The sequence below is a fragment of the Sphingomonas sp. genome, from assembly GCF_024508665.1.
In the GTDB taxonomy this organism is placed as follows: Bacteria; Pseudomonadota; Alphaproteobacteria; order Sphingomonadales; family Sphingomonadaceae; genus Sphingomonas.
Map to the genome: position 1 here is coordinate 228,172 of NZ_JANINP010000001.1, position 19,863 is coordinate 248,034.

Consider the following 19,863-nt stretch of genomic DNA (forward strand, 5'->3'; position numbering starts at 1 on the left):
GACGGGTGTTAGGGATGGCGGACGGCATGTTGCTTGCGCGGGCGCTGGCCGATCCCGCCTCGGTCGCGACGTTCGATAGGGCGGACTGGCAAGCGCTGCTGACGATGGCCCGCGCCGAATTGCTGAGCGCCAGCCTCGCGCATCGGCTCGACGGCATCCCCAAGCCGGAAGCCGCCCAGCGTTTTCTCGACGACGCCAAGGCGTCGTGCGAACAGGGGCGCCTCGTCGCCTTGTGGGAAGTCGAAATGGCGCGCCGTGCGCTCGGCGTGCTCGGCGTGCCGGTCGTGCTGCTCAAAGGCAGCGCGTTCATCGCTGCTGGGCTGGCGGCAGGGCAGGGGCGGTTCATCGGCGATCTCGACATTCTGGTGCCGCGCGCCGAACTCGACCGCGTCGAAGCGGCGTTGCTCGGGGCCGGCTGGGAATGGGTCAAGCCCGACCCTTATGACGACGTCTATTACCGCCGCTGGATGCATGAACTGCCGCCGCTGATTCATCGCGAGCGCGATCGGATGATCGACGTGCACCACACAATCCTGCCGTTGACCGCGCGTCCGACGCCCGATGCCGACGCGCTGATTGCCGACAGCCTGCCGCTGGAGAACGGGCTGCGGATGCTCAACGCCAATGACATGATCTGCCACGCCGCCGCGCATTTGTTCGCTGATGGCGATTTGTCGGGTGGAATGCGTAATCTGTGGGACATTCATTGCCTGGCCGACGACTTCGGTGTCGTCGGTCTCGCCGAACGCGCCCGGCGACACGATCTGGCACCGGCGGTGCGTCGCGCCCTGCGGCTTTCCCATGCGCTGTACAATACTCAATTGCCCGACGGCTGGGTGCGCTCGGAAGGCGACGATGCGCTTTATCTGCGCAGGCTGACGGCGCGAGACGGCTGGGGGAAGCAGAGCCGTCCGGTCACCCGGTTCGGCTTCTACATCCGCTCGCATTGGCTGCGGATGCCGCCGCTGATGCTGGCGCGGCATCTGTGGACCAAATGGCGCAAACAGGCGGGCTGACGGCCACCGGATCGCGATGATATGAAGTAGCGATTCGGGGGAGACATCATGATCAGAAAATGGATTGCCTTGGCGATCGCCGGGCTGTGCGTGGTTAGCGGCGCGGCCTGGGCCGAGAGCGCGCAGATACGCGGAAAGTTTCCGGCCAATGTCCGCGAGGCGGACCTGCTCGAAAATGTCGTGGTCGACCGCTTCAACGGCCGCGACGGGCGCCAGTTCGAAGCCGCGCTGGAGCAGGCGATCGGCGTCCCCGCCGGGCGGCCAGACGGGGTATTATCAGGCGGCGTCACCACGGGTGTCGAGGAAAGCAAATACCAGGGCAATGAGGAACGCTGCGTCGAGTGGAAGGACGGCAAGCAGGATGGCACTTGCACTAAGCGTGCGAAGGTCGACCTGCCGTGTACTCGTCGCGTCATCAACCTGACTGTCAGCGTCCGCCTGCTCCGCGTTTCCGACAACATGCCGATCTGGTCCGACAACAAGCCGTCGCGTGACGAGACAAGCTGGTGCCAGGGCAAGGCGCCCTGGCGCACCACCGAGGAAGCGGTGTCGGCGATGATCAACGATCTGGCGCAGAAGATCCGGCTCGACGTGCGGCCGCGCTGGGAGACCTACAAGGTCCGCTTCCGCGAGGATCGCGCCGGCATGGACAAGGATATCGGCAGCGAATTCAAGGAAATCGTGAAACTGTCCAACCGCGACGTGACTTCGGCGTGCCGGCAATGGACCGATCTCAACGGCCGCCTGCCCAACCATCCATCGGTGCTCTACAATCTCGGCGTGTGTGCGGAAGCGAGCGGAAGGTATTCCGACGCCCAGTCCTTTTATCGTTCGGCGCAAGCAGCGCTACAGAAACGATCGAGCGACATGGCGGATTCGGCGGATCGCGTCGCGCGTCTGATGATCGCGCGCGCCGATGACGAAGAGCGGGCGCGGCGTACGGGCAATCCGCGCTAGCAGTCTTGCCCCCGCTGCGGCAGACTGAGCGCGATAGGAACGGGAGGGCGACAATGCGTTTCGCGATTGTGTTGGCCGCTGCGGTGGCGCTGGCAGGCTGTTCGATGGGGCAGGACATGTCTGCCACCGATTCCGCGGTGGCCGATTTCCACGCCAAACTGAACAACGGTCAATTCGCGGCGATCGCCGCCGCGGCCGGACCGGAAATGAAGAATGGCGGCGTCGATTTTCCCGTCTTTATCGAAAAGATCCACGCCAAGCTCGGCACCTTCCGGTCAACCGCGCGGCAGGGATTCAACGACAATATAAACAACGGCGATCATACCTTCACGGCGAGCTATGCCAGCGTCTATTCGAGCGGGCCGGCGAGCGAGAATTTCGTCTATCGGTTCAACAGCGGGAAGCCCGTCCTGATCGGCTACCACGTGGAGTCTGCGGCTCTGCTCAAATAGCTGGCCGGGTCTCAGCCATGCGCCTGAGTGTAGGCAGCAGCTCACGATAATCGGCGAAGATCGCATTGGCGCCCGGAACCTCGCCGCCGTCCGGAGCGAACACCGCGACGGGAACACCGGCAGCGCGCGCCGCGCCGACGTCGTAGATCGAGTCCCCGACAAATGCCGCTGGCCGGGCGTCATCGCACTTGCGCAGCATAAGGTCGATCGGTGCGCGATCCGGCTTCATCGCGGCAAGACCCGGTGTGTCGCCGCCGATGATGCAGGCAAAGCGATCGGTAAGGCGCAGTGCGTCGAGCAATGCGATCGACTGGCTTTCCCGTTTGTTGGTGACGATCGCGAGCGAGACACCGCGTGCCCGCAGATCATCGAGTGCCTCGATCACGCCAGGGAATGGCCGCGTATGATCGACGATATGCGTCGCGTAGAACTCGACCAGGCCGGGAAGAAGCTCGTCGAGCCGCTCATCTCCCCCCGTCGCCAGCAGCGCCCGCTGCAACATCACGCGCGACCCGCCGCCGATCATCGGGCGCACCTGGTCGATCGTCAGCGGCGCCCGCCCTATTTCCGCCAGCGCATGATTCACCGCCGCGGTCAGGTCGGCGACACTATCGACTAAAGTGCCGTCCAGGTCGAAGCCGACCAGGCCAAAGGGGAAATCGTTCATCCCGACGCCGCCTGCCAGCAACGCTATGGAAAAGGCAATATGTTCGTGGCAGGGCGCGAGCCACGGAGACCCCAGCCATGACCAAGCCAATCGCCGCGATCATCCTTGCCGCCGGCATGGGAACGCGGATGAAATCCGACCTGCACAAGGTTCTGCACCCAATCGCCGGGCGGCCGATGCTGCTCCATCTGATCGACAATGTGCAGGCGCTCGACGCGTCGCGGATCGTCGTCGTGGCGGGCGCGCGGCGTGAGCAGGTCGAGGCTGCGGTGACTCCGCTCGGAGTCGAAGTCGCGATCCAGACCGAACAACTCGGCACCGGCCATGCCGTGCAGCAGGCGGAGACCGCGCTGAGCGGGTTCGGTGGCGACGTGCTGATATTGTACGGCGACGTGCCGCTGGTCTCCGCTGCCACTATGGCGCGGATGATCGAGCGGCTGCACGGCGAGGGCGAGCCCAGTGTCGTGGTGCTCGGCTTCCGTCCGGCCGATGCCGCCGCTTATGGCCGCGTCATCGCCGATAAGGACGGCCGCATCGCGAAGATCGTGGAGTATAAGGACGCTTCGGCCGACGAGCGCGCGGTGACCCTGTGCAACTCGGGCCTGATGGCTGTGCGCTCCGCCGATCTGTTCCGATTGCTGGCCCAGGTGACCAACGACAATGCCGCCGGCGAATATTATCTCACCGATCTCGCCGAACTGGCGGTGAAGGATGGACGCGGCGCGGTGGTGGTCGAGACCGCCGCCGATGAAGTGGCCGGGGTCAACAGCCGCGCCGAGCTCGCCGCGGTCGATGCCAGCTGGCAGGCGAAGCGCCGTGTCCAGGCGATGGCAGAGGGGGCGACGTTGGTCGATCCGGCCACCGTCTGGTTCTCGTTCGACACGAAAGTCGGTCGCGACGTGCTGATCGAGCCCAATGTCTTTTTCGGTCCGGGCGTGTCGGTCGCCGATGGCGCGACGATCCGCGGCTTCAGCCATATCGAGGGCGCGACGATCGGCGCTGGCGCTGAGGTCGGCCCCTATGCCCGCCTGCGCCCCGGCGCGGTGCTCGGCGAGAAGTCCAAGGTCGGCAATTTCGTCGAGGTGAAGAAAGCAGTGCTCGGCAAGGGGGCCAAGGCCAATCACCTGACCTATCTGGGCGATGCCGAAATCGGCGCCGGCGCGAATATTGGCGCGGGCACGATTACCTGCAATTACGACGGCTTCTTCAAGTACAAGACGGTGATCGGGGAGGGGGCATTCGTCGGCTCCAACTCGGCTTTGGTCGCGCCGGTGACGATCGGCGCAGGGGCGATCGTCGGTGCGGGATCGACGGTTACCAAGGATGTGGAGGCTGACGCGTTGCGCCTCGTTCGCCCCGACCAGCAGACCAAGTCGGGCTGGGCGAAACGATTTCGCGAGATGATGGCCGCGAAGAAAGCTTCGAAATAGATTGACATGATATCATGATATGATATCTATATATCATGCGGTTCTTGGCCGACCTTCCCGACGATGATGTTCAATGGCTCGATCGCCAGGCGGCCGAGCAAGGTAAGTCGCGCGCCGCCATCGTTCGTGAGGCGATTGTCGCGTATCGCGCGGAAGCCAGCAAGGATTGGATCAAGCGAGGGTTCGGTTATTGGAAGGATCGCGACGATATCGGCGATGGTGTCGACTATCAGCGCGCGATCCGCGAAGATCGCGATAACGGCTGATCTTCCTTGGCCGACCCGATCTTTGACACGAACATCGTCGCCGATTGGCTACGTCAGCGTCGGCAGGCGGCGGCCGAACTGGAGCGCTATAAGCGTCACCGTATTAGCCGTATCACCTGGACCGAAATATTGGCGGGCGAGCCATTGGAAACGCGGCATCACGTTCAGGGGTTGATCGCTCCGTTCGAGATCGTCGAGGTCGATAGCCGTATTTCCATGGCGGCAGCGGATATTCGCTACAGGACCCGGATGAAGCTGCTCGACGCGCTGATACTTGCGACGGCGCAGGTCAACGGCGCGATTCTGGTTACCAGAAATACCAAGGATTTTCCGGCGAACATGCCGGGGATCCGTGTTCCCTATATCTTGTAAGAAAGCTCCCCAACCATGTGCGGAATCATCGGAATCGTTGGCAAGGAACAGGTCGCCGACCGGCTGGTCGAGGGACTGCGGCGGATGGAATATCGCGGCTATGATTCGGCCGGCGTCTGCACCGTCCAGGATGGCCAGCTGATCCGCCGCCGGGCGGAGGGCAAGCTCAAGAATTTGGAGGCAGTCCTTGCCGCCGATCCGGCGCCTGGTATGACCGGCATCGCGCATACCCGCTGGGCCACGCATGGCGCGCCGACCACCTCGAACGCACATCCACACGCGACCAAGGAAGTCGCACTTGTCCACAACGGGATCATCGAGAATTTCAAGCCGCTGCGCGAAGCGCTCCAGGCGCGCGGCCGCGTGTTCGAGAGCGAAACCGATACCGAAGTCGTCGCACATCTGGTCAGCGAGCAGGTCGAGGCAGGCAAATCGCCACAGGATGCGGTCAAGGCAGTTCTGCCGCAATTGCGTGGCGCCTTCGCGTTGGCGATCGCGTTCCGCGAACACGCCGACCTGTTGATCGGCGCGCGGCTCGGCTCGCCGCTTGTGGTCGGCTATGGCGACGGGGAGACCTATCTCGGTTCGGACGCGCTGGCGCTCGCCGGGCTGACGCAGCGGATCGCCTATCTCGATGAGGGCGATTGGGTCGTCATCACGCGCGAGGGCGCGCAGATTTTCGACGCGGAGAACAACCCCGTCGAGCGCGAAATCACCGTATCGGGCGCGATCGGTGCGATGATCGAGAAGGGCAATTACCGCCACTTCATGCTCAAGGAGATCCACGAGCAGCCGATCGTCGTCGCGCAGACCTTGCGCTCGTACATCCGCGGCGTCGAGCAGACCGTCGCGTTGCCGCAGATGGACTTCGACCTGTCGACGGTGAAGCGCATCACGATCGTTGCCTGCGGCACCAGCTTCTATGCCGGGCTCGTCGCCAAATATTGGTTCGAGAGTTTCGCGCGCGTTCCGGTCGATATCGATGTCGCCAGCGAGTTCCGCTATCGCGACCCGGTGTTCGAGGATGGCGGGCTGGCATTGTTCATCAGCCAGTCGGGCGAAACCGCCGACACGCTGGCGGCGCTGCGTCACGCGAAGAAAGCCGGGCAAAAGATCGCCGTCGTCGTCAACGTGCCGACCAGCACGATGGCGCGCGAGGCCGACCTGCTGCTGCCGACCCATGCCGGGCCGGAGATCGGCGTCGCCTCGACCAAGGCGTTCACCTGCCAGCTCGCGGTGCTCGCAGCGCTGGCCGCGCACCTTGCGGTGGTCAAGGGGCGGATGAGCCGCGAGGAAGAGGTCGCGGTGGTCAAGCAATTGATCGAGGCGCCGGCGGCGCTCAACGCCGCGCTCGCTTATGACGACGCGATCGCCGGCATGGCGCACCTCATCGCGCCGGCGCGCGACGTGCTCTATCTCGGCCGCGGACCCGACTATCCGCTGGCGCTGGAAGGCGCGCTGAAACTAAAGGAAATCAGCTACATCCACGCCGAAGGTTACGCGGCGGGTGAAATGAAGCATGGTCCGATCGCATTGATCGACGAGAATGTGCCGATCATCGTCATCGCCCCTTCAGGGCCGCTGTTCGAAAAGACCGTCAGCAACATGCAGGAAAGCCAGGCGCGCGGTGGCAAGATCGTGCTGATTTCCGACGCCGACGGACTGGCGGAAGCGGGCGACAGCTGCCTGGCGACGATCGAGATGCCGAAAGTTCATCCCCTGATCGCGCCGTTGGTGTACGCGGTGCCAGTACAGTTGCTCGCCTATCATGTGGCCGTGGTGAAGGGGACCGACGTGGATCAGCCGCGCAACCTCGCGAAATCGGTCACGGTCGAATGATTCTCACCGTCGTCGCCGGTATTATCGTCGGCCTGCTGCTTATCGGCGGGTTGATTGCGATCGTTCTGAGGTTGCCGTCCTCGAAGAGCCGCCTCGAACCGCATTCAATGGGCGGCGACTGGTGGCAGAACGACAACTCAAGCGGCGATGGCTCTGGCGGCGGTCACGGCGGAGGCCATTAGGCGTCGATGGCCGGATTAGAGTAACCAGCAGCATGGCCTACGCCCACACGTTCAAAGCCAACCCGCACTGGTTGCTGCGCAACCCAGCCCAATCGCTGGCGCACATCCCGGGCGATGACGGTCTGCCGATCGTCGGCAATTCGCTTCGCCTGTTGTCCGACCCGGTCAAGTTCGGGCGGGAGATGTTCGAGCGGTACGGGCCGGTCTATCGCAACCGCGCGCTCGGCAGCACCAGCGTAACCTTGCTGGGCCCCGACGCCAACGAGCTTGTCCTGTTCGATCGCGACCGCTTGTTCTCGTCCGAACAGGGCTGGGGACCTCTGCTCAACCTGCTGTTCCCGCGCGGCCTGATGCTGATGGATTTCGACAAGCATCGCGCCGATCGCAAGACCTTGTCGGTCGCCTTCAAGCCCGAGCCGATGCGGCATTACGCCACTCAACTCGATGCCGGTATCGCTGCCCGGATCGGCGAATGGGGCGGTCGGCTGCGCTTCTACGACGCGATCAAGAAGCTGACCCTCGATCTCGCCGCGACCAGTTTCCTCGGCGTATCGCTCGGGGCGGAGGCCGATCGCATCAACCAGGCATTCGTCGACGAGGTGCAGGCAAGCGTCGCGCCGATCCGCTCGCCGCTGCCGGGGACGATGATGCGGCGCGGCGTCAAGGCGCGGGCCTATCTGATCGACTGGTTCGAACGCGAGATCCCGGCGCGGCGGCGAGGCGCACGGGGCGGCAATGGCGAGGACTTCTTCTCGCAATTCTGCCGCGCGACCGACGACGATGGGCAGGAGCTATCGGCCGCCGCGATTGCCGATCACATGAATTTCCTGATGATGGCCGCGCACGACACGATCACCTCGTCGGCGACGACCCTGGTCATGCTGCTCGCCCGCAATCCCGATTGGCAGGAACGATTGCGCGAAGAGATTGCCGGCCTCGACGCACATTTGCCGCTGACCGAGCAGCTCGATCGCCTGACCTTGACCGACTACGCATTCCGCGAGGCGCTGCGCCTGATGCCGCCGGTGCCGTCGCTGCCGCGCCGCGCGCTACGCGATTTCAGTTTTGGCGGCTTCGACATTCCCGCCGGCACCAATGTCGGGATCGGCATCGCCTGGACCCACCGTATGGCCAGCATCTGGCCTGATCCGCTGCGATTCGACCCGATGCGCTTCACGCCCGAGGCGTCGAAAGGCCGGCATCGCTTCGCCTGGGTGCCCTATGGCGGCGGCGCGCATATGTGCCTCGGCCTGCATTTCGCGCAAATGCAGATGAAGCTGCTGATCGCGCACCTGCTGACGCGCTATCGGATCGAGATCGACTCAGGCGCCGGCGATGCCTGGCAGATGTTCCCGATTCCGCGGCCCAGGGACGGCCTGCCGATCAGGTTGATTCCCGCCTAGCCTGCCCGCGCCAGCTCGGCACACACTGCGGCAGTGTGCTCGTCGGCCGGGAAGGTGCAGTCGATGCGGATTTCGTCGAGCGTCACGTCGTGCGGCGCGGCGAACGTGGTGATCGTCTCGAAGAAACGCAGCTCGCCGCGCGGGCTAGCGAAGGTGAAGGTGACGATCGGGTCGCCGTCATCGTCGGCATCGCCGAGTTGCCAACGTTGGGGTACGCCGGGATAGGAGAGGGCGGCATCGAGCAGCGCGCGTGTGCGGCGGTCGGTGGGATTGGCGGCGAGATCATCGTGCAGGTGCCGCACGAACCGCCGCGCGACCTCCGGCCAGTTGAGAATAACCTGACGGAAGTCGTTGGGATCGAACAATTGGTGGATCAGGTTGCTGTGCGCACTTTGCCAATCGCCGAACAACAGTTTGTTCATCCGGATCGCCGCCTGATTGACCTCCAGCACTTCCCAATGCCGGCTGATAACGAAAGCGGGATAGGGTTCCTGATGGGCCAGGATCAGGTCGATCGCCTGGCGCACGCGATCGAGCGCGGGGGCCGCCAGTGCGCTTTCGGGATGGATCGCCGCATAGCCGGCGGCGCGGAGCAGCGCATTACGATCGCGCAGCGGCATGTCGAGCGCATCGGCCAGGCGCGCGACCATCTCGCGGCTGGCCCGCGCCTTGCCGGTTTCGATGCAGCTGAGATGACGGGTAGAAATCCCGGTATCGAGCGACAGGTCGAGCTGGCTCATACGCCGCGCGCCGCGCCATTCGCGCAGCACTTCGCCGACCGGGGAGAGGGGGGCAACGGAGGAACTAGCCACGAATCGTCCCGTATTCAGCAGTCTGCGGACAGCCTAGCCCAACCCACCTTGCGCGACACGCATCGATTACTGCCCGATAGCTGCGATAATCTCCGCATAGATATCGACCAGATCGGCAAGATCGGCCAACGCGACCGCTTCGTCGGTCTTGTGCATCGTCGCGTTCACCAGCCCGAATTCGACCGTCGGGCAGAGTTGCGACAGAAAGCGTGCATCGCTCGTCCCGCCAGTGGTCGACAAGGCGGGCACCACACCCGCGACCTTCTCGATCGCGCGCGTGACCAGCGCCGAAAATTCGCCCGGCTGGGTCAGAAACGCCTCGCCGGAAATGCGCGCGATCACTTGCGCTTCCGGGGCATGCGCCTTCACCGTCCGCTCGATCAGCGCGACCAGGTCTTCGCCATTCTGCTCGTCGTTGAACCGGATCGACATCCGCGCCGATGCCTTGGCGGGAATGACGTTGGTCGCCGGATTGCCGACGGTGACGTCGGTCACTTCGATGTTCGACGGCTGGAACCAGTGATTGCCGTGGTCGAGCTCGATCGCGTCGATCGCCGCCAGCGCCGCCACCAGCTTGGGGATCGGATTGTCGGCCAGATGCGGATAGGCGACATGGCCTTCGCGCCCTGGCACGTCGACCCAGATATTGACCGATCCGCGCCGCCCGATCTTGATCATATCGCCGAGCCGCGCGGTCGAGGTCGGCTCGCCGACTAGGCAATAATCGGGCTTGAGGCCGCGCGCCGCCATCCGGTCGAGGATCGCGCGCGTGCCGTAGATGGCGGGGCCTTCCTCGTCGCCGGTGATCAGCAAGCTGAGTGTCGGGCCGTCGACGCGTGCGGCGGCCGCGGCAAAGGCGGCGATCGCTCCTTTCATGTCGACCGCGCCGCGGCCGTAGAGCAAGTCCCCGCGAACCTCCGGCACGAATGCGCCGCTCGTCCAGCTGTCGCCTGGCGGCACCACGTCGAGATGCCCGGCAAAGGCGAAATGCGGTCCCTTGCCGTGGCGGATGGCGATCATGTTCTCGACCGGACCGTCCGGCTCCTCGCCGACTGTGAAGCGATCGATCTCGAATCCGATCACGCTCAGCGCCTGGGCGAGCACGTCGAACACTTCCCCTTTGGCAGGCGTCACGCTTTCGGCGGCGATCAACGCCTTGGTGAGTTCGACGACGTTGGGCACGGCATTCCTCGGCTGAACAGGCACTGCCTCTTGCCTTGCAACGACGGGAAGGGAAAGGTCCGCGCGTACGGGGGTGCGGAGAATTGCCAATGCCTGTTCTGTTCCTTCTCGCCGCCGCGGCGCTCACGCCGCAACAAGCCGATGACGGTGCGGTGGTCGATATCACTCCCGGCCATTGCCTGGCCGCCGCCGACCGGCTCGACGACGCCGTCCGCCTGGCACGCGCGATGCTCGACAGCAAGAGCGCGGCTGGTGGGCCGGACCGCACCCCTACCGAAGCGCGTGTCGCGCGGGCGCAGGCGGTGGCCGCGGCGATCCGGACGCGTTACCCCAAGGCCGTCGCGACCGAGGACGACCGCGACGACCTGTCGGGCGGCGACGTGATGCCGTTCGCCGAACAATGCCTGACCGCCAACACTCCGAAAGGGAAATAGGCCGTGCCCAAGCTCGACCTCGATGCCATCCCGCAGTCCAATGCCACCGGCTATCCCCCGGTCTACGCCGACATGGTGAAGGAGCGCTGGTACCGTCGCCTCGCCCCGGCCAGCGGCATCACCGATTTTGGCTTCAGCCACGTCACGATCAAGCCCGGTGCCTGGTCGTCACAGCGCCATTGGCACGAGGGCGAGGACGAGTTCGTCGTCATGCTGTCGGGTGAGGCGGTGTTGGTCGACGATGACGGCGAACATCCGATGCGCGCGGGCGACGTCGCCGCCTTCCCCAAGGGCGATGGCAACGGTCATGTGCTTCAGAATCGCTCCGACGCCGACTGCGTGTTCATCGCGGTAGGCGGCAAGGGGGAGAGCGATTGCCATTACCCCGATATCGACATGCATCTGGCCGCGGATGTCGGCGAGCAACGGCGAAAAGACGGTAGCCGATTCTGATCCTCAGCCGTGCGGCCTTTGGTTTTATGATGGCGCCGCGCCGCACTGGATGCTAGCGGAACGATCGGCCGGTCGTCGCTTGCGGGGCCGCCAATGAGGGAGTTCTGACAATTCGCCAGATCGCGGCTTTGCCGTACCGGACCGAAGGCGCCGCCAACGACGCTCCGATCCGCATCCTGCTCGTCACCTCGCGCGAAAACCGTCGCTGGGTCATCCCCAAGGGCAATCCGTCTTCGGGAATGCTCGCCCATGCCGCCGCCGCGATCGAGGCCGAGGAGGAAGCGGGGGTGCAGGGGCTCGTCTGCCCAACGCCGCTCGGCACCTATCGCTATCGCAAACGGCAAAAGAACGGCGCGTCGCTGATGATCGACGTCGAGGTCTTTCCGCTGGCGGTCAATCGCGAGCTCAGCGCCTGGAAGGAGCAGGGGGAGCGCGAACGGCGCTGGGTCAGCCTGGACGAGGCGGCATCGATGGTCGATGAGCCCGATCTCAGCGACCTCATCCGTTCGTTCGGCCCTTCCGAATTCAAGGCGGCCGCGCGCCGCACCGGCTTTGCCGCCGCTACCAAATCGAGGATCAGTCCCATGTTCGCCTGGTTTCAGCGCCTGTTGCCCAAGACGGGCAACTTCTTCGAGATGTTCGAGGCGCATGCGCAGACCGTCACCGCCGCCGCAGACGCATTGTCGCGGCTGCTCCAGGATGGCAACGGCGCGGCGTCCGATCATATTCGCGAAGTGATTGAGCGCGAAAATGACGCCGACGAGATCACGCGCTCGGTGCTAAAAACCGTGCGTGAAACGTTCCTGACGCCGTTCGACCGCGGCACCATCACCAGCCTGATCGGGTCGATGGACGATGCGATCGACGAGATGCAGGCCGCCGTGCAGGCGATCGACCTGTACGAGGTCCGCGAGTTCGAGCAGGAAATGAAGGACATGGCGGGGATCATCGTCGACGCCGCGCGGCTGACCGCAGAGGCGATGCCGCTGCTGCGCGATGTCGGCCACAACGCCGGGCGCCTGCATGAACTGACCGAGCGCCTGGTCCGGATGGAAGGCCATGCCGACGACATCCACCGTGCCGGGTTGAAGCGGGGATTCGTTGAATATAGCCGCGATGACACGGTGCGCTTCATCGTCGCGCGCGAAGTCTACAAGCATCTCGAACGGATCGTCGATGCCTTCGAGGACGTTGCCAACGAGATCGATGGCATCGTCATCGATCACGCCTGAGCCCAGACGATGCACGATCTCGCTTTCCCGCTGCTGGCCGGCCTGATCCTCGTCGCGCTGGCGTTCGACTTTTTGAACGGGCTGCACGACGCGGCCAATTCGATCGCGACCGTGGTCTCGACCAGATTGTTGAAGCCCGTTCATGCCGTGCTCTTTGCCGGCGTATTCAACTTCGCCGCCTATTTCCTAACCATCACTTTCCCCAGTTTGCACAAGGTTGCGTCGACGATTGGGCAGGGGCTGATCGACAAGAACCTGGTGACGCCAGGGGTGGTTTTCGGCGCGCTGATCGGCGCGATGTTCTGGAACATCGTGACCTGGCTGAAGGGCATTCCGTCATCCTCGAGCCACGCCCTGGTCGGCGGGATCATCGGCGCGGGCGTCGCGCATGCGGGCATGACCGGCATTCAGTGGAATGGGCTCAACAAGACGCTGATCGCGATCGTCTTGTCGCCAGTGCTCGGCATGATCCTGTCGATGCTGATCATGCTGGTGACGAGCTGGCTGTTCTCGCGTGCCAGCAACCGCGGCGCGGAACGCAGCTTCCGCGTGCTCCATATGATCTCGTCGGGCACCTATTCGCTCAGCCACGGCCTCAACGACGCGCAGAAGACGATGGGCATCATCACCGTGCTGCTGTTCTCGACCGGCTATCTGCACGGCAAGTTCGAAGTGCCGCATTGGGTCGCGATCAGCTGCTATATCGCGATGGGCCTGGGGACCTTGATGGGCGGTTGGAAGATCATCGAGACGATGGGCAGCCGCATCACCAAGCTGTCGCAGCATCAGGGGTTCAGCGCGTCGGCCGGGGGCACGATCATGGTGTTCACCGCATCGCTGCTCGGCATTCCAGTGTCGACCACGCATACGATTACCGGCTGTGTGATCGGTGCCGGCGTCGCCAAGCGCGCGAGCGCGGTGCGCTGGGGCGTTGCCGGCGATGTCGTCGTGGCCTGGATCGTGACGATCCCGGCGTCGGCAGCGGTCGGTGCGGTCTTCTATCTGCTGACGACGTTGTTCTGATCGGCAACAGCCTATGGTCAGGTCGGGCTGCGTAATCCGCGATAGTCGGTGCTGGCGGCGATCATGACCTCCTCGATCAGCGCGTAAGCCGCCTTCCAGGCCTCGATGGTCGCGTTGTCGATCGCCGGACCGCCATGCACGGTAACCATCCGCATCAAGGCGTCGCCCGCGAACGCATAATGGCGGTCCTCCACCCCGTAATCGACATGCCGCCGGGCGAGTTTGCCGAGTGCCGGCCGCATGGCATCCAATTTGCTCAGTCCGGTGACGATCCTGCCCAGCGTCTCGATCAGATGCCGGCCCTGTTCGGCCATGTCGATCCGGAACATCGATCGGGTTTCGGGAGCCAGTTCGAACAGGCGGCCATAGAACACCCGCGCGGCAGCATCGGTGTCGAGCACGATCTGAACGAAACTGTCTCTGACGAGATCGATCTGGTCGGTATCCATTGCCCGACGGTCAATGCGATCGCGGACGACGAGGCCGCATCATCCCCATCTACGTATTCGCCGGCGTGCGTTCGAACTTCTCGATCACCCATTCCTCTTCCTGGGCACCGGCGATCCAGTCCTGCATGAAGGGGTGGGTCAGCACGGCCTCGACATAGGCTGCCGCGAAGCGCGCGACCGGCAATTGATAGGTCACGATGCGCGTGCAGACGGGCGCATACATGATGTCGGCCGCGCCGAATTCCCCAAACAGGAACGGGCCGGTGCCGCCGAACCGGGCGCGAGCCTGCGCCCAGATTTCCATCAGCCGGGTCAGTTCGGCGACGACGTCGTCGTCCGGCCGCTTGGGCGGATAGACCTGGCGGATATTCATGCCATGCTTGTTGCGGAGCGCGGAGAATCCCGAATGCATTTCCGCCGCCATCGATCGCGCCATCGCCCGCGCGGCCTCGTCCTTGGGCCAGAACTTGCCGCCCCCGGTCTTGTCGTTGAGGAATTCGACGATCGCCAGACTGTCCCAGACGACGATGTCGCCATCCCACAGGATCGGCACCTTGCCCGACGAGGGCGCGAACTCATCGCCCTGGCGGCGCTTGTCCCAATCGCCGTCGTACAGCGGCACGACGACTTCCTCGAACGGCAGTCCCGATTGCTTGCACGCCAGCCAGCCGCGGAGCGACCAGCTGGAATAGGCCTTGTTGCCGATGATGAGCTTGAGCATGGTCGGGGGATAGAGGCGCGGGTGGGGCGCGGCAAGCGACGAACGCCAGGCGCAACCGCTGGGGTCGAAATCTCTTCCCGAGCATTGATGGCTTCATGACCGCGAACGCCTCGCCACGCATGATCCATATCGGCTGCTCGGGCTGGAACTACCGCCATTGGCGCGGCGCATTCTATCCGGAGAGCCTGCGGGCCAAGGACTGGTTCGCTTTCTATGCCGAGCAATTCGACACGGTCGAGATCAACAACAGCTTCTACCGGTTGCCGAAGGCCGAGACGTTCGATGTCTGGCGCGAACAGGCACCCCCCGGATTCCGCTACACGGTCAAGGCCAACCGCTTCATTACCCAAGCAAAGAAGCTGAAGGATTGCGAAGAGCCGGTCGCACGCATGATCGCGCCGACGCGGCATCTAAAGAATAAGTTGGGTCCCATCCTCTATCAGCTTCCGCCGATGCTCCGCATCAATCTCGACCGGCTCGAAACCTTCATGAAGCTTCTTCCGGCCGACCTCACGCATGTTTTCGAGTTTCGTGAGAAGAGCTGGTATGATGATGCAACACTCGCCTTGCTGGACCGCTACGGTGCCGGCTTCGTCGCGCACGATTTTCCCGGGACAGCCTCGCCGCGCTGGGCGTCAGGGGCTGTTGCCTATGTGCGTTTCCACGGCGGAGTCGGCAAATATTATGGCCGCTACCGCGACGAGGTCCTGCTGGACTGGAGCGATTGGCTGAAGCGCCAGATCGAAGCCGGGAAATCGATCTGGGCCTATTTCAACAACGATGGGGAGGCGGCGGCCATCCACGACGCCCTGACGTTGAAGGCCATGATGCGACAGGCTGCGGGCGGTTGAACGCCGCCTGCGGCCGATCACGCCATAGCGATGGAGGTGTTCGTGCCTCTGGCGCTTAGTCGCCGATCACTTCTCGGATCCTGTTGATCAGCGAGTCCACCGCGAAGGGCTTGGTCAGGACGTGCATGCCGCGCTCCAGCTGCTTGTTCCCGATGACCGCGTTTTCCGCATAGCCGGTGATGAAGAGAACCTTGAGATCAGGGCGTTCTACCCGCGCGGCATCGGCCAATTGGCGGCCGTTCATTCCGCGGGGAAGGCCGACATCGGTAACCAGCAGCTGGATCGCCGGTTGCGCCTGGAGGATCGCCAGCCCCGACGCCCCATCGCCGGCTTCGATCGCGGTATAGCCCAGATCGTCGAGAGCGTCCGCGATCAGCGCGCGAATGGCGGGCTCGTCATCGACCACCAGCACCGTCCCGCCTGCGGCGGAAGGGACGGGTGGTGCGTTATGGACGGATTCCGGTTGCGCATCCTCATTCGCATGCACGCGCGGAAAATAGAGGGACATCGTGGTGCCTTGGCCCAATTCGGAATAGATCCGCACCTGGCCGCCGGACTGGCGCACGAAACCATAGATCATGGACAAGCCAAGACCGGTCCCCTCACCGAGCGGCTTGGTCGTGTAGAAAGGGTCGAACGCGCGCTCGATCGTCTCCGCTGACATACCGGTGCCGGTGTCGGTCACGGATAGCGACACATATTGGCCGGGCGGCAAATCGCGATCGCGCGCGCCGACATGGTCGAGCCATTTGTTCGCCGTCTCGATCGTGATCCGGCCGCCATCGGGCATCGCGTCGCGCGCATTTATGCACAGGTTGAGCAGGGCGTTTTCGAGCTGATTGGGATCGATCAAGGTCGTCCATAAGCCGCCGGCGCCGACCACTTCGATCTCGATCTGGGGACCGACCGAGCGCCGCAGGAACTCTTCCATATTGGCGATCAGGCGGTTGATATCGGTGGGTTTGGGATCGAGCGTCTGGCGCCGCGAAAAGGCGAGCAGGCGGTGCGTGAGCGCTGCGGCGCGCTTGGTCGCGCTTCGCGCCATTTCGACATATTTGTCGATCTCCGCCGTGCGGCCCTGCCTGATGCGCATCTCGATCAACTCGAGGCCGCCGGAAATGCCGGTGAGGAGATTGTTGAAATCGTGCGCCAAGCCGCCGGTCAGCTGGCCGACCGCCTCCATCTTCTGTGCCTGGCGAAGCTGTTCCTGCGCCGCCTCGCTTTCGCGCGTGCGCTCCTCGACTTGGCGCTCGAGCGATTCGGCTAATGCGGCGAGGGACAATTCGGCGTGGCGCCGCTCGATTGCGGCCTGCGTACGATCGGCGACGTCGCGAACGAAGGTGATGTCCTCCGTGATCCAGGGGCGCGGTCCCTTGTCGTTGAGATAGAGCAAGGCGACGAAATTGTTATGATCGACCAGCGGCATGTTGAGCACCGCGCGCGCATGGATCGCTTCCAGCGCCGCGGCGGTCGGGGCGGTACGCGGGTCCTCGCGAGCATCGGCAATCGCAACCAGTTCGCCGCGTTTCAGATTCTCGATATAGGACCCATAATCGCGAAAATGCAGCACGCCCGCCAGGCTGGTGGTCCCCGCATTATTCCAGTCGCGCTCGATCGTGATCGTCTCCGCCACCGGATCGATGATGCCATAGCCCGCCCGGCTGACGCCCAACGTCGAACCCAGGATTTCGGCCGCCAGGAACGACATTGCGGCCGGGTCGTCCATCTGCCGTAGACGATCCCCCAGCGCGATCAACGCCGCCTGGTAGCTTTCGGTGCGGCGACGCAACGTGACGTCCTGCGAAACACCGACCATCTGCGAGATTCCGCCGCGGTCGTCATATTCCAGCCGCCCATTGACTTGGATCCAATGGAGCGAGCCATCCCGCCAACGTGCCCGATATTCGACGTCGAGATGTTCGCCGGTTGCCATCGACCGCTCGGCGGCAGCGCGCGCCGGATCGCGATCTTCGGGGTGGATCGCGGCGATCAGCTCATCATAGCCGAACGGTTCGTCCGCCGCTCGGCCGTAATGCGCCTTGCATTCCGGGGATGCGTGCAACGTCTTCGTGTTGAGCTCCATGGTCCACGCGGCGAGCCCGCCGGCGGTCAACGCGACACGCAAACGTTCCTGTGCCGCGCCGACGTTCTCGAGCTGCGTCCGGGCCTCATATTGGCGCAATCGCGCCCGCCGCGCCGCGCGAGCGAGACTGATAAGGGTGGTAGGGTGAAAGGGGCGTTCGAGGAACGTGACATTGCCTAGCGTCTCTAGCAGCCGCACCGCACCCGGATTGCGCTCGAGGCCACCGCCGCGCGCGGTCAGGACGATGAACGGGAAGTCGGACCATTCGGCCTGGTCCGCGATGAATCCAGCGAGATCGCGCAGATCGGCGCCGCGCAACGCCTCCTCAGTGACGATCGCGAATCCGGCGCCGCTGCGCAGCGTGCGGACGAACGACGGGAGATCAGGGGAGGCGGCCGCGTCGAGACCCGCTTCACGCAGCATGGCTTCTGCCACCATGGCATCGCGGCCATGCGGTGCCAGGATGACGGCGCCTTCGGCGATCGTACGATTCAAGGGCGGGTCATCCTCGCTTCACGTCGAGCAGACCAGCCTCGTCGCTGACCAGGCTCGGTACGCCACGGAGCACTCCCTGAAACGCGGTAAGCGGTTCGCCCAGCGTGATCCCTTCTTTATCGATCATGAATTCCCTAATCGTGTCCTCGTGAACGCCTGTTCGCTTCTTAACGACCGAAATCGCACGTCGGACCCGCCCCAACGCCTCGAAATAACGCAGCAGGATCACGGTATCGGCTAGGTAGGTGACATCAACGGGCGCCTTCATGTCGCCGACCAGGCCGTGCTGAGCGACGGTCAGGAAAGTGGTAGTCCCCTGGCGGTTCAAATATTGCAGCAACTCGTGCATGTGCAGGACCAGCGCCTGCTCCTCGGGCATCGCGGCCTGATAGCCGTTAAGGCTGTCGATCACGACGGTTCGCGCCCCGTGCGTCTCGACGCATACGCGCACGCGCTCGGAAAACTCCCCGGGGGTCAATTCGGCGGCGTCGATCTGCTCGATCGCCAGCCGTCCGGTATCGACCATCGCCTGAACGTCGATGCCCAACCCCCTCGATCGCTCGAACAACAGTCCGAGTTCCTCGTCGAAAATGAACATGGCCGCGCCTTCGCCACGTGATACCGCCGATGCGACGAAGCTGAGCGCGAGCAAGGACTTGCCGGTACCGGCGGGGCCAAGGATCAGGTTGCTCGCGCCGCGGTCGAAACCGCCACCGAGCAAATCGTTGAGGCGAGCATTCTCAATCGGCACGGTTTCGCGCTTGAACTCGAAGCGGTGCTCGGCGGACACCAAGCGGGGAAACACGCGAATGCCGCCCGTATCGATCACGAAGTCGTGATATCCGCCGCGATACCGGCGTCCGCGATATTTGAGCACGCGCATGCGTCGACGCTCAGGCCCGTAATTGGGGGATAATTCCTCTAGACGGATCACCGCATGGGCAACGCTGTGCACGGTTTTGTCCATGACGTCGGCGGTCAGGTCGTCGAGCATCATCACGGTCGCATCGTTGTGCGAAAAATAATGTTTCAGCGCCAGGATTTGGCGGCGATAGCGCAGTGAGCTCTGTGCGAGCAGGCGGATTTCGGACAGACTGTCGAGAACCACCCGCGCCGGCTGCAAGCGTTCGAACACCTCAAAAATCCGCCTCGTCGTCTCACCGAGTTCGAGATCGGATGAGTAGAGCAGGCTTTGTTGCTGTTCGTCGTTGAGCAAGCTTTCGGGCGGGACCAGTTCGAAAACCTCGAAATTCTCCGGGAAGGTCCACCCATGCGACGCGGCGCCGTCGCGCAGTTCCTCCTCGGTCTCCGACAAGGTGATGTAGAGTACCTTTTCACCCTGCTCCGCGCCGGCCATGAGAAACTGGCTGGCGAGGGTGGTTTTGCCGGTACCCGGGCTGCCCTCGACAAGAAATAACCTGCCCTTAGCTAGGCCGCCGGCAAGGATTTCGTCCAGGCCGGCGACGCCGGTTGCACAATTTCCCATCGAAACTCCATCGTTCGTAAAAATCGGACGTTAACGGTATCGCGTCCGTTACGAGTTG

The 19,863-nt window shown here is 63.9% G+C and carries 21 protein-coding genes; 14 read left to right on the forward strand and 7 right to left on the reverse strand.

What is annotated here, in order from left to right; genetic code table 11:
* Positions 1 to 14: 14 nt before the first annotated feature.
* From Q0L25_RS01075 to Q0L25_RS01085, 3 genes are read left to right on the forward strand one after another with little or no spacing between them, the layout of a single operon-like run.
* A complete protein-coding gene (locus tag Q0L25_RS01075; protein WP_296611075.1) occupies positions 15 to 1,016 on the forward strand; it encodes a nucleotidyltransferase family protein in 1,002 nt (333 codons plus the stop codon).
* Positions 1,017 to 1,064: 48 nt separating this feature from the next.
* Positions 1,065 to 1,973, forward strand: coding sequence for a hypothetical protein (locus tag Q0L25_RS01080; protein WP_296611076.1), 909 nt, complete (start codon positions 1,065 to 1,067; stop codon positions 1,971 to 1,973).
* A 53-nt stretch (positions 1,974 to 2,026) separates the two neighbouring features.
* Entirely contained in the window at positions 2,027 to 2,425 is a 399-nt protein-coding gene (locus tag Q0L25_RS01085; protein WP_296611077.1) for a hypothetical protein, read from the forward strand.
* On the opposite strand, the gene Q0L25_RS01090 is transcribed toward Q0L25_RS01085, so the two are convergent.
* Positions 2,418 to 3,092 carry an HAD-IA family hydrolase gene (locus Q0L25_RS01090; protein ID WP_296611078.1) on the reverse strand — a complete coding sequence of 225 codons (675 nt, stop codon included), beginning with the start codon at positions 3,090 to 3,092 and terminating at the stop codon, positions 2,418 to 2,420. The two genes, Q0L25_RS01085 and Q0L25_RS01090, sit on opposite strands and share 8 nt — an antisense overlap.
* A 77-nt stretch (positions 3,093 to 3,169) precedes the next feature.
* Here Q0L25_RS01090 and glmU point away from each other — a divergent pair, with 77 nt between their 5' ends.
* Genes glmU through Q0L25_RS01120 form a run of 6 tightly spaced genes read left to right on the forward strand, consistent with a single transcriptional unit; the run spans position 3,170 to position 8,584 of the window.
* Positions 3,170 to 4,522 (forward strand): bifunctional UDP-N-acetylglucosamine diphosphorylase/glucosamine-1-phosphate N-acetyltransferase GlmU, encoded by a 1,353-nt coding sequence (gene glmU / locus Q0L25_RS01095; protein ID WP_296611079.1) that lies wholly within the window; start codon positions 3,170 to 3,172, stop codon positions 4,520 to 4,522.
* A gap of 35 nt (positions 4,523 to 4,557) precedes the next feature.
* Positions 4,558 to 4,788: a ribbon-helix-helix protein, CopG family gene (locus tag Q0L25_RS01100; protein ID WP_296611080.1), complete on the forward strand. Its 231-nt coding sequence runs from the start codon at positions 4,558 to 4,560 to the stop codon at positions 4,786 to 4,788.
* A 6-nt stretch (positions 4,789 to 4,794) separates the two neighbouring features.
* Entirely contained in the window at positions 4,795 to 5,160 is a 366-nt protein-coding gene (locus Q0L25_RS01105; protein WP_296611081.1) for a type II toxin-antitoxin system VapC family toxin, read from the forward strand.
* 15 nt (positions 5,161 to 5,175) lie between these two features.
* Entirely contained in the window at positions 5,176 to 6,999 is a 1,824-nt protein-coding gene (glmS, locus tag Q0L25_RS01110; RefSeq protein WP_296611082.1) for a glutamine--fructose-6-phosphate transaminase (isomerizing), read from the forward strand.
* Positions 6,996 to 7,181, forward strand: a complete 186-nt coding sequence (locus tag Q0L25_RS01115) for a hypothetical protein (protein WP_296611083.1) — start codon at positions 6,996 to 6,998, stop codon at positions 7,179 to 7,181. The genes glmS and Q0L25_RS01115 overlap by 4 nt, the downstream gene beginning before the upstream one ends.
* A 32-nt stretch (positions 7,182 to 7,213) precedes the next feature.
* A complete protein-coding gene (locus tag Q0L25_RS01120; protein ID WP_296611084.1) occupies positions 7,214 to 8,584 on the forward strand; it encodes a cytochrome P450 in 1,371 nt (456 codons plus the stop codon).
* Here the strand turns inward: Q0L25_RS01120 and Q0L25_RS01125 are convergent.
* A complete protein-coding gene (locus Q0L25_RS01125) occupies positions 8,581 to 9,396 on the reverse strand; it encodes a helix-turn-helix transcriptional regulator (RefSeq protein WP_296611085.1) in 816 nt (271 codons plus the stop codon). The genes Q0L25_RS01120 and Q0L25_RS01125 overlap by 4 nt on opposite strands.
* 66 nt (positions 9,397 to 9,462) lie before the next feature.
* A complete protein-coding gene (gene dapE / locus Q0L25_RS01130; protein WP_296611086.1) occupies positions 9,463 to 10,602 on the reverse strand; it encodes a succinyl-diaminopimelate desuccinylase in 1,140 nt (379 codons plus the stop codon).
* Between the two features lie 65 nt (positions 10,603 to 10,667).
* Between dapE and Q0L25_RS01135 the strand changes: the two genes are divergently transcribed.
* The 4 genes from Q0L25_RS01135 to Q0L25_RS01150 all read left to right on the forward strand — a co-directional run bounded on the left by Q0L25_RS01135 (position 10,668) and on the right by Q0L25_RS01150 (position 13,720).
* Positions 10,668 to 11,012 carry a hypothetical protein gene (locus Q0L25_RS01135; RefSeq protein WP_296611087.1) on the forward strand — a complete coding sequence of 115 codons (345 nt, stop codon included), beginning with the start codon at positions 10,668 to 10,670 and terminating at the stop codon, positions 11,010 to 11,012.
* Positions 11,013 to 11,015: 3 nt separating this feature from the next.
* Positions 11,016 to 11,465: a cupin domain-containing protein gene (locus tag Q0L25_RS01140; protein ID WP_296611088.1), complete on the forward strand. Its 450-nt coding sequence runs from the start codon at positions 11,016 to 11,018 to the stop codon at positions 11,463 to 11,465.
* A 128-nt stretch (positions 11,466 to 11,593) separates the two neighbouring features.
* Positions 11,594 to 12,697, forward strand: a complete 1,104-nt coding sequence (locus Q0L25_RS01145; RefSeq protein ID WP_296611089.1) for a DUF47 family protein — start codon at positions 11,594 to 11,596, stop codon at positions 12,695 to 12,697.
* 9 nt (positions 12,698 to 12,706) lie between these two features.
* Positions 12,707 to 13,720 carry an inorganic phosphate transporter gene (locus Q0L25_RS01150; protein ID WP_296611090.1) on the forward strand — a complete coding sequence of 338 codons (1,014 nt, stop codon included), beginning with the start codon at positions 12,707 to 12,709 and terminating at the stop codon, positions 13,718 to 13,720.
* 17 nt (positions 13,721 to 13,737) lie between these two features.
* Here the strand turns inward: Q0L25_RS01150 and Q0L25_RS01155 are convergent, their stop codons facing one another.
* Together Q0L25_RS01155 and Q0L25_RS01160 are read right to left on the reverse strand one after the other, a co-directional pair.
* A complete protein-coding gene (locus Q0L25_RS01155; RefSeq protein ID WP_296611091.1) occupies positions 13,738 to 14,169 on the reverse strand; it encodes a globin domain-containing protein in 432 nt (143 codons plus the stop codon).
* A 49-nt stretch (positions 14,170 to 14,218) separates the two neighbouring features.
* Complete coding sequence (locus Q0L25_RS01160) at positions 14,219 to 14,890, reverse strand: glutathione S-transferase family protein (protein ID WP_296611092.1); 672 nt, start codon at positions 14,888 to 14,890, stop codon at positions 14,219 to 14,221.
* A gap of 95 nt (positions 14,891 to 14,985) precedes the next feature.
* Here Q0L25_RS01160 and Q0L25_RS01165 point away from each other — a divergent pair, with 95 nt between their 5' ends.
* Positions 14,986 to 15,741: a DUF72 domain-containing protein gene (locus Q0L25_RS01165; RefSeq protein WP_296611093.1), complete on the forward strand. Its 756-nt coding sequence runs from the start codon at positions 14,986 to 14,988 to the stop codon at positions 15,739 to 15,741.
* 55 nt (positions 15,742 to 15,796) lie between these two features.
* Here Q0L25_RS01165 and Q0L25_RS01170 read toward each other — a convergent pair whose 3' ends face one another.
* Both Q0L25_RS01170 and Q0L25_RS01175 read right to left on the reverse strand, forming a co-directional pair.
* A complete protein-coding gene (locus Q0L25_RS01170; protein WP_296611094.1) occupies positions 15,797 to 18,319 on the reverse strand; it encodes an ATP-binding protein in 2,523 nt (840 codons plus the stop codon).
* 7 nt (positions 18,320 to 18,326) lie between these two features.
* On the reverse strand, positions 18,327 to 19,805 hold the full coding sequence (locus tag Q0L25_RS01175; protein ID WP_296611095.1) for an ATPase domain-containing protein: 1,479 nt from the start codon (positions 19,803 to 19,805) through the stop codon (positions 18,327 to 18,329).
* Positions 19,806 to 19,863: the final 58 nt, after the last annotated feature.

Excerpts from the sequence above, each read along its gene's own strand:
- Q0L25_RS01175 (WP_296611095.1), bottom strand. The coding sequence starts at position 19,805 with ATGGGAAATTGTGCAACCGGCGTCGCCGGCCTGGACGAAATCCTTGCC.
- Q0L25_RS01150 (WP_296611090.1), top strand. The coding sequence starts at position 12,707 with ATGCACGATCTCGCTTTCCCGCTGCTGGCCGGCCTGATCCTCGTCGCG.
- Q0L25_RS01075 (WP_296611075.1), top strand. The coding sequence starts at position 15 with ATGGCGGACGGCATGTTGCTTGCGCGGGCGCTGGCCGATCCCGCCTCG.
- Q0L25_RS01090 (WP_296611078.1), bottom strand. The coding sequence starts at position 3,092 with ATGAACGATTTCCCCTTTGGCCTGGTCGGCTTCGACCTGGACGGCACT.
- Q0L25_RS01115 (WP_296611083.1), top strand. The coding sequence starts at position 6,996 with ATGATTCTCACCGTCGTCGCCGGTATTATCGTCGGCCTGCTGCTTATC.
- Q0L25_RS01120 (WP_296611084.1), top strand. The coding sequence starts at position 7,214 with ATGGCCTACGCCCACACGTTCAAAGCCAACCCGCACTGGTTGCTGCGC.
- Q0L25_RS01165 (WP_296611093.1), top strand. The coding sequence starts at position 14,986 with ATGACCGCGAACGCCTCGCCACGCATGATCCATATCGGCTGCTCGGGC.
- Q0L25_RS01100 (WP_296611080.1), top strand. The coding sequence starts at position 4,558 with ATGCGGTTCTTGGCCGACCTTCCCGACGATGATGTTCAATGGCTCGAT.
- Q0L25_RS01135 (WP_296611087.1), top strand. The coding sequence starts at position 10,668 with ATGCCTGTTCTGTTCCTTCTCGCCGCCGCGGCGCTCACGCCGCAACAA.
- Q0L25_RS01155 (WP_296611091.1), bottom strand. The coding sequence starts at position 14,169 with ATGGATACCGACCAGATCGATCTCGTCAGAGACAGTTTCGTTCAGATC.
- glmU (WP_296611079.1), top strand. The coding sequence starts at position 3,170 with ATGACCAAGCCAATCGCCGCGATCATCCTTGCCGCCGGCATGGGAACG.
- Q0L25_RS01085 (WP_296611077.1), top strand. The coding sequence starts at position 2,027 with ATGCGTTTCGCGATTGTGTTGGCCGCTGCGGTGGCGCTGGCAGGCTGT.
- Q0L25_RS01160 (WP_296611092.1), bottom strand. The coding sequence starts at position 14,890 with ATGCTCAAGCTCATCATCGGCAACAAGGCCTATTCCAGCTGGTCGCTC.
- glmS (WP_296611082.1), top strand. The coding sequence starts at position 5,176 with ATGTGCGGAATCATCGGAATCGTTGGCAAGGAACAGGTCGCCGACCGG.
- Q0L25_RS01080 (WP_296611076.1), top strand. The coding sequence starts at position 1,065 with ATGATCAGAAAATGGATTGCCTTGGCGATCGCCGGGCTGTGCGTGGTT.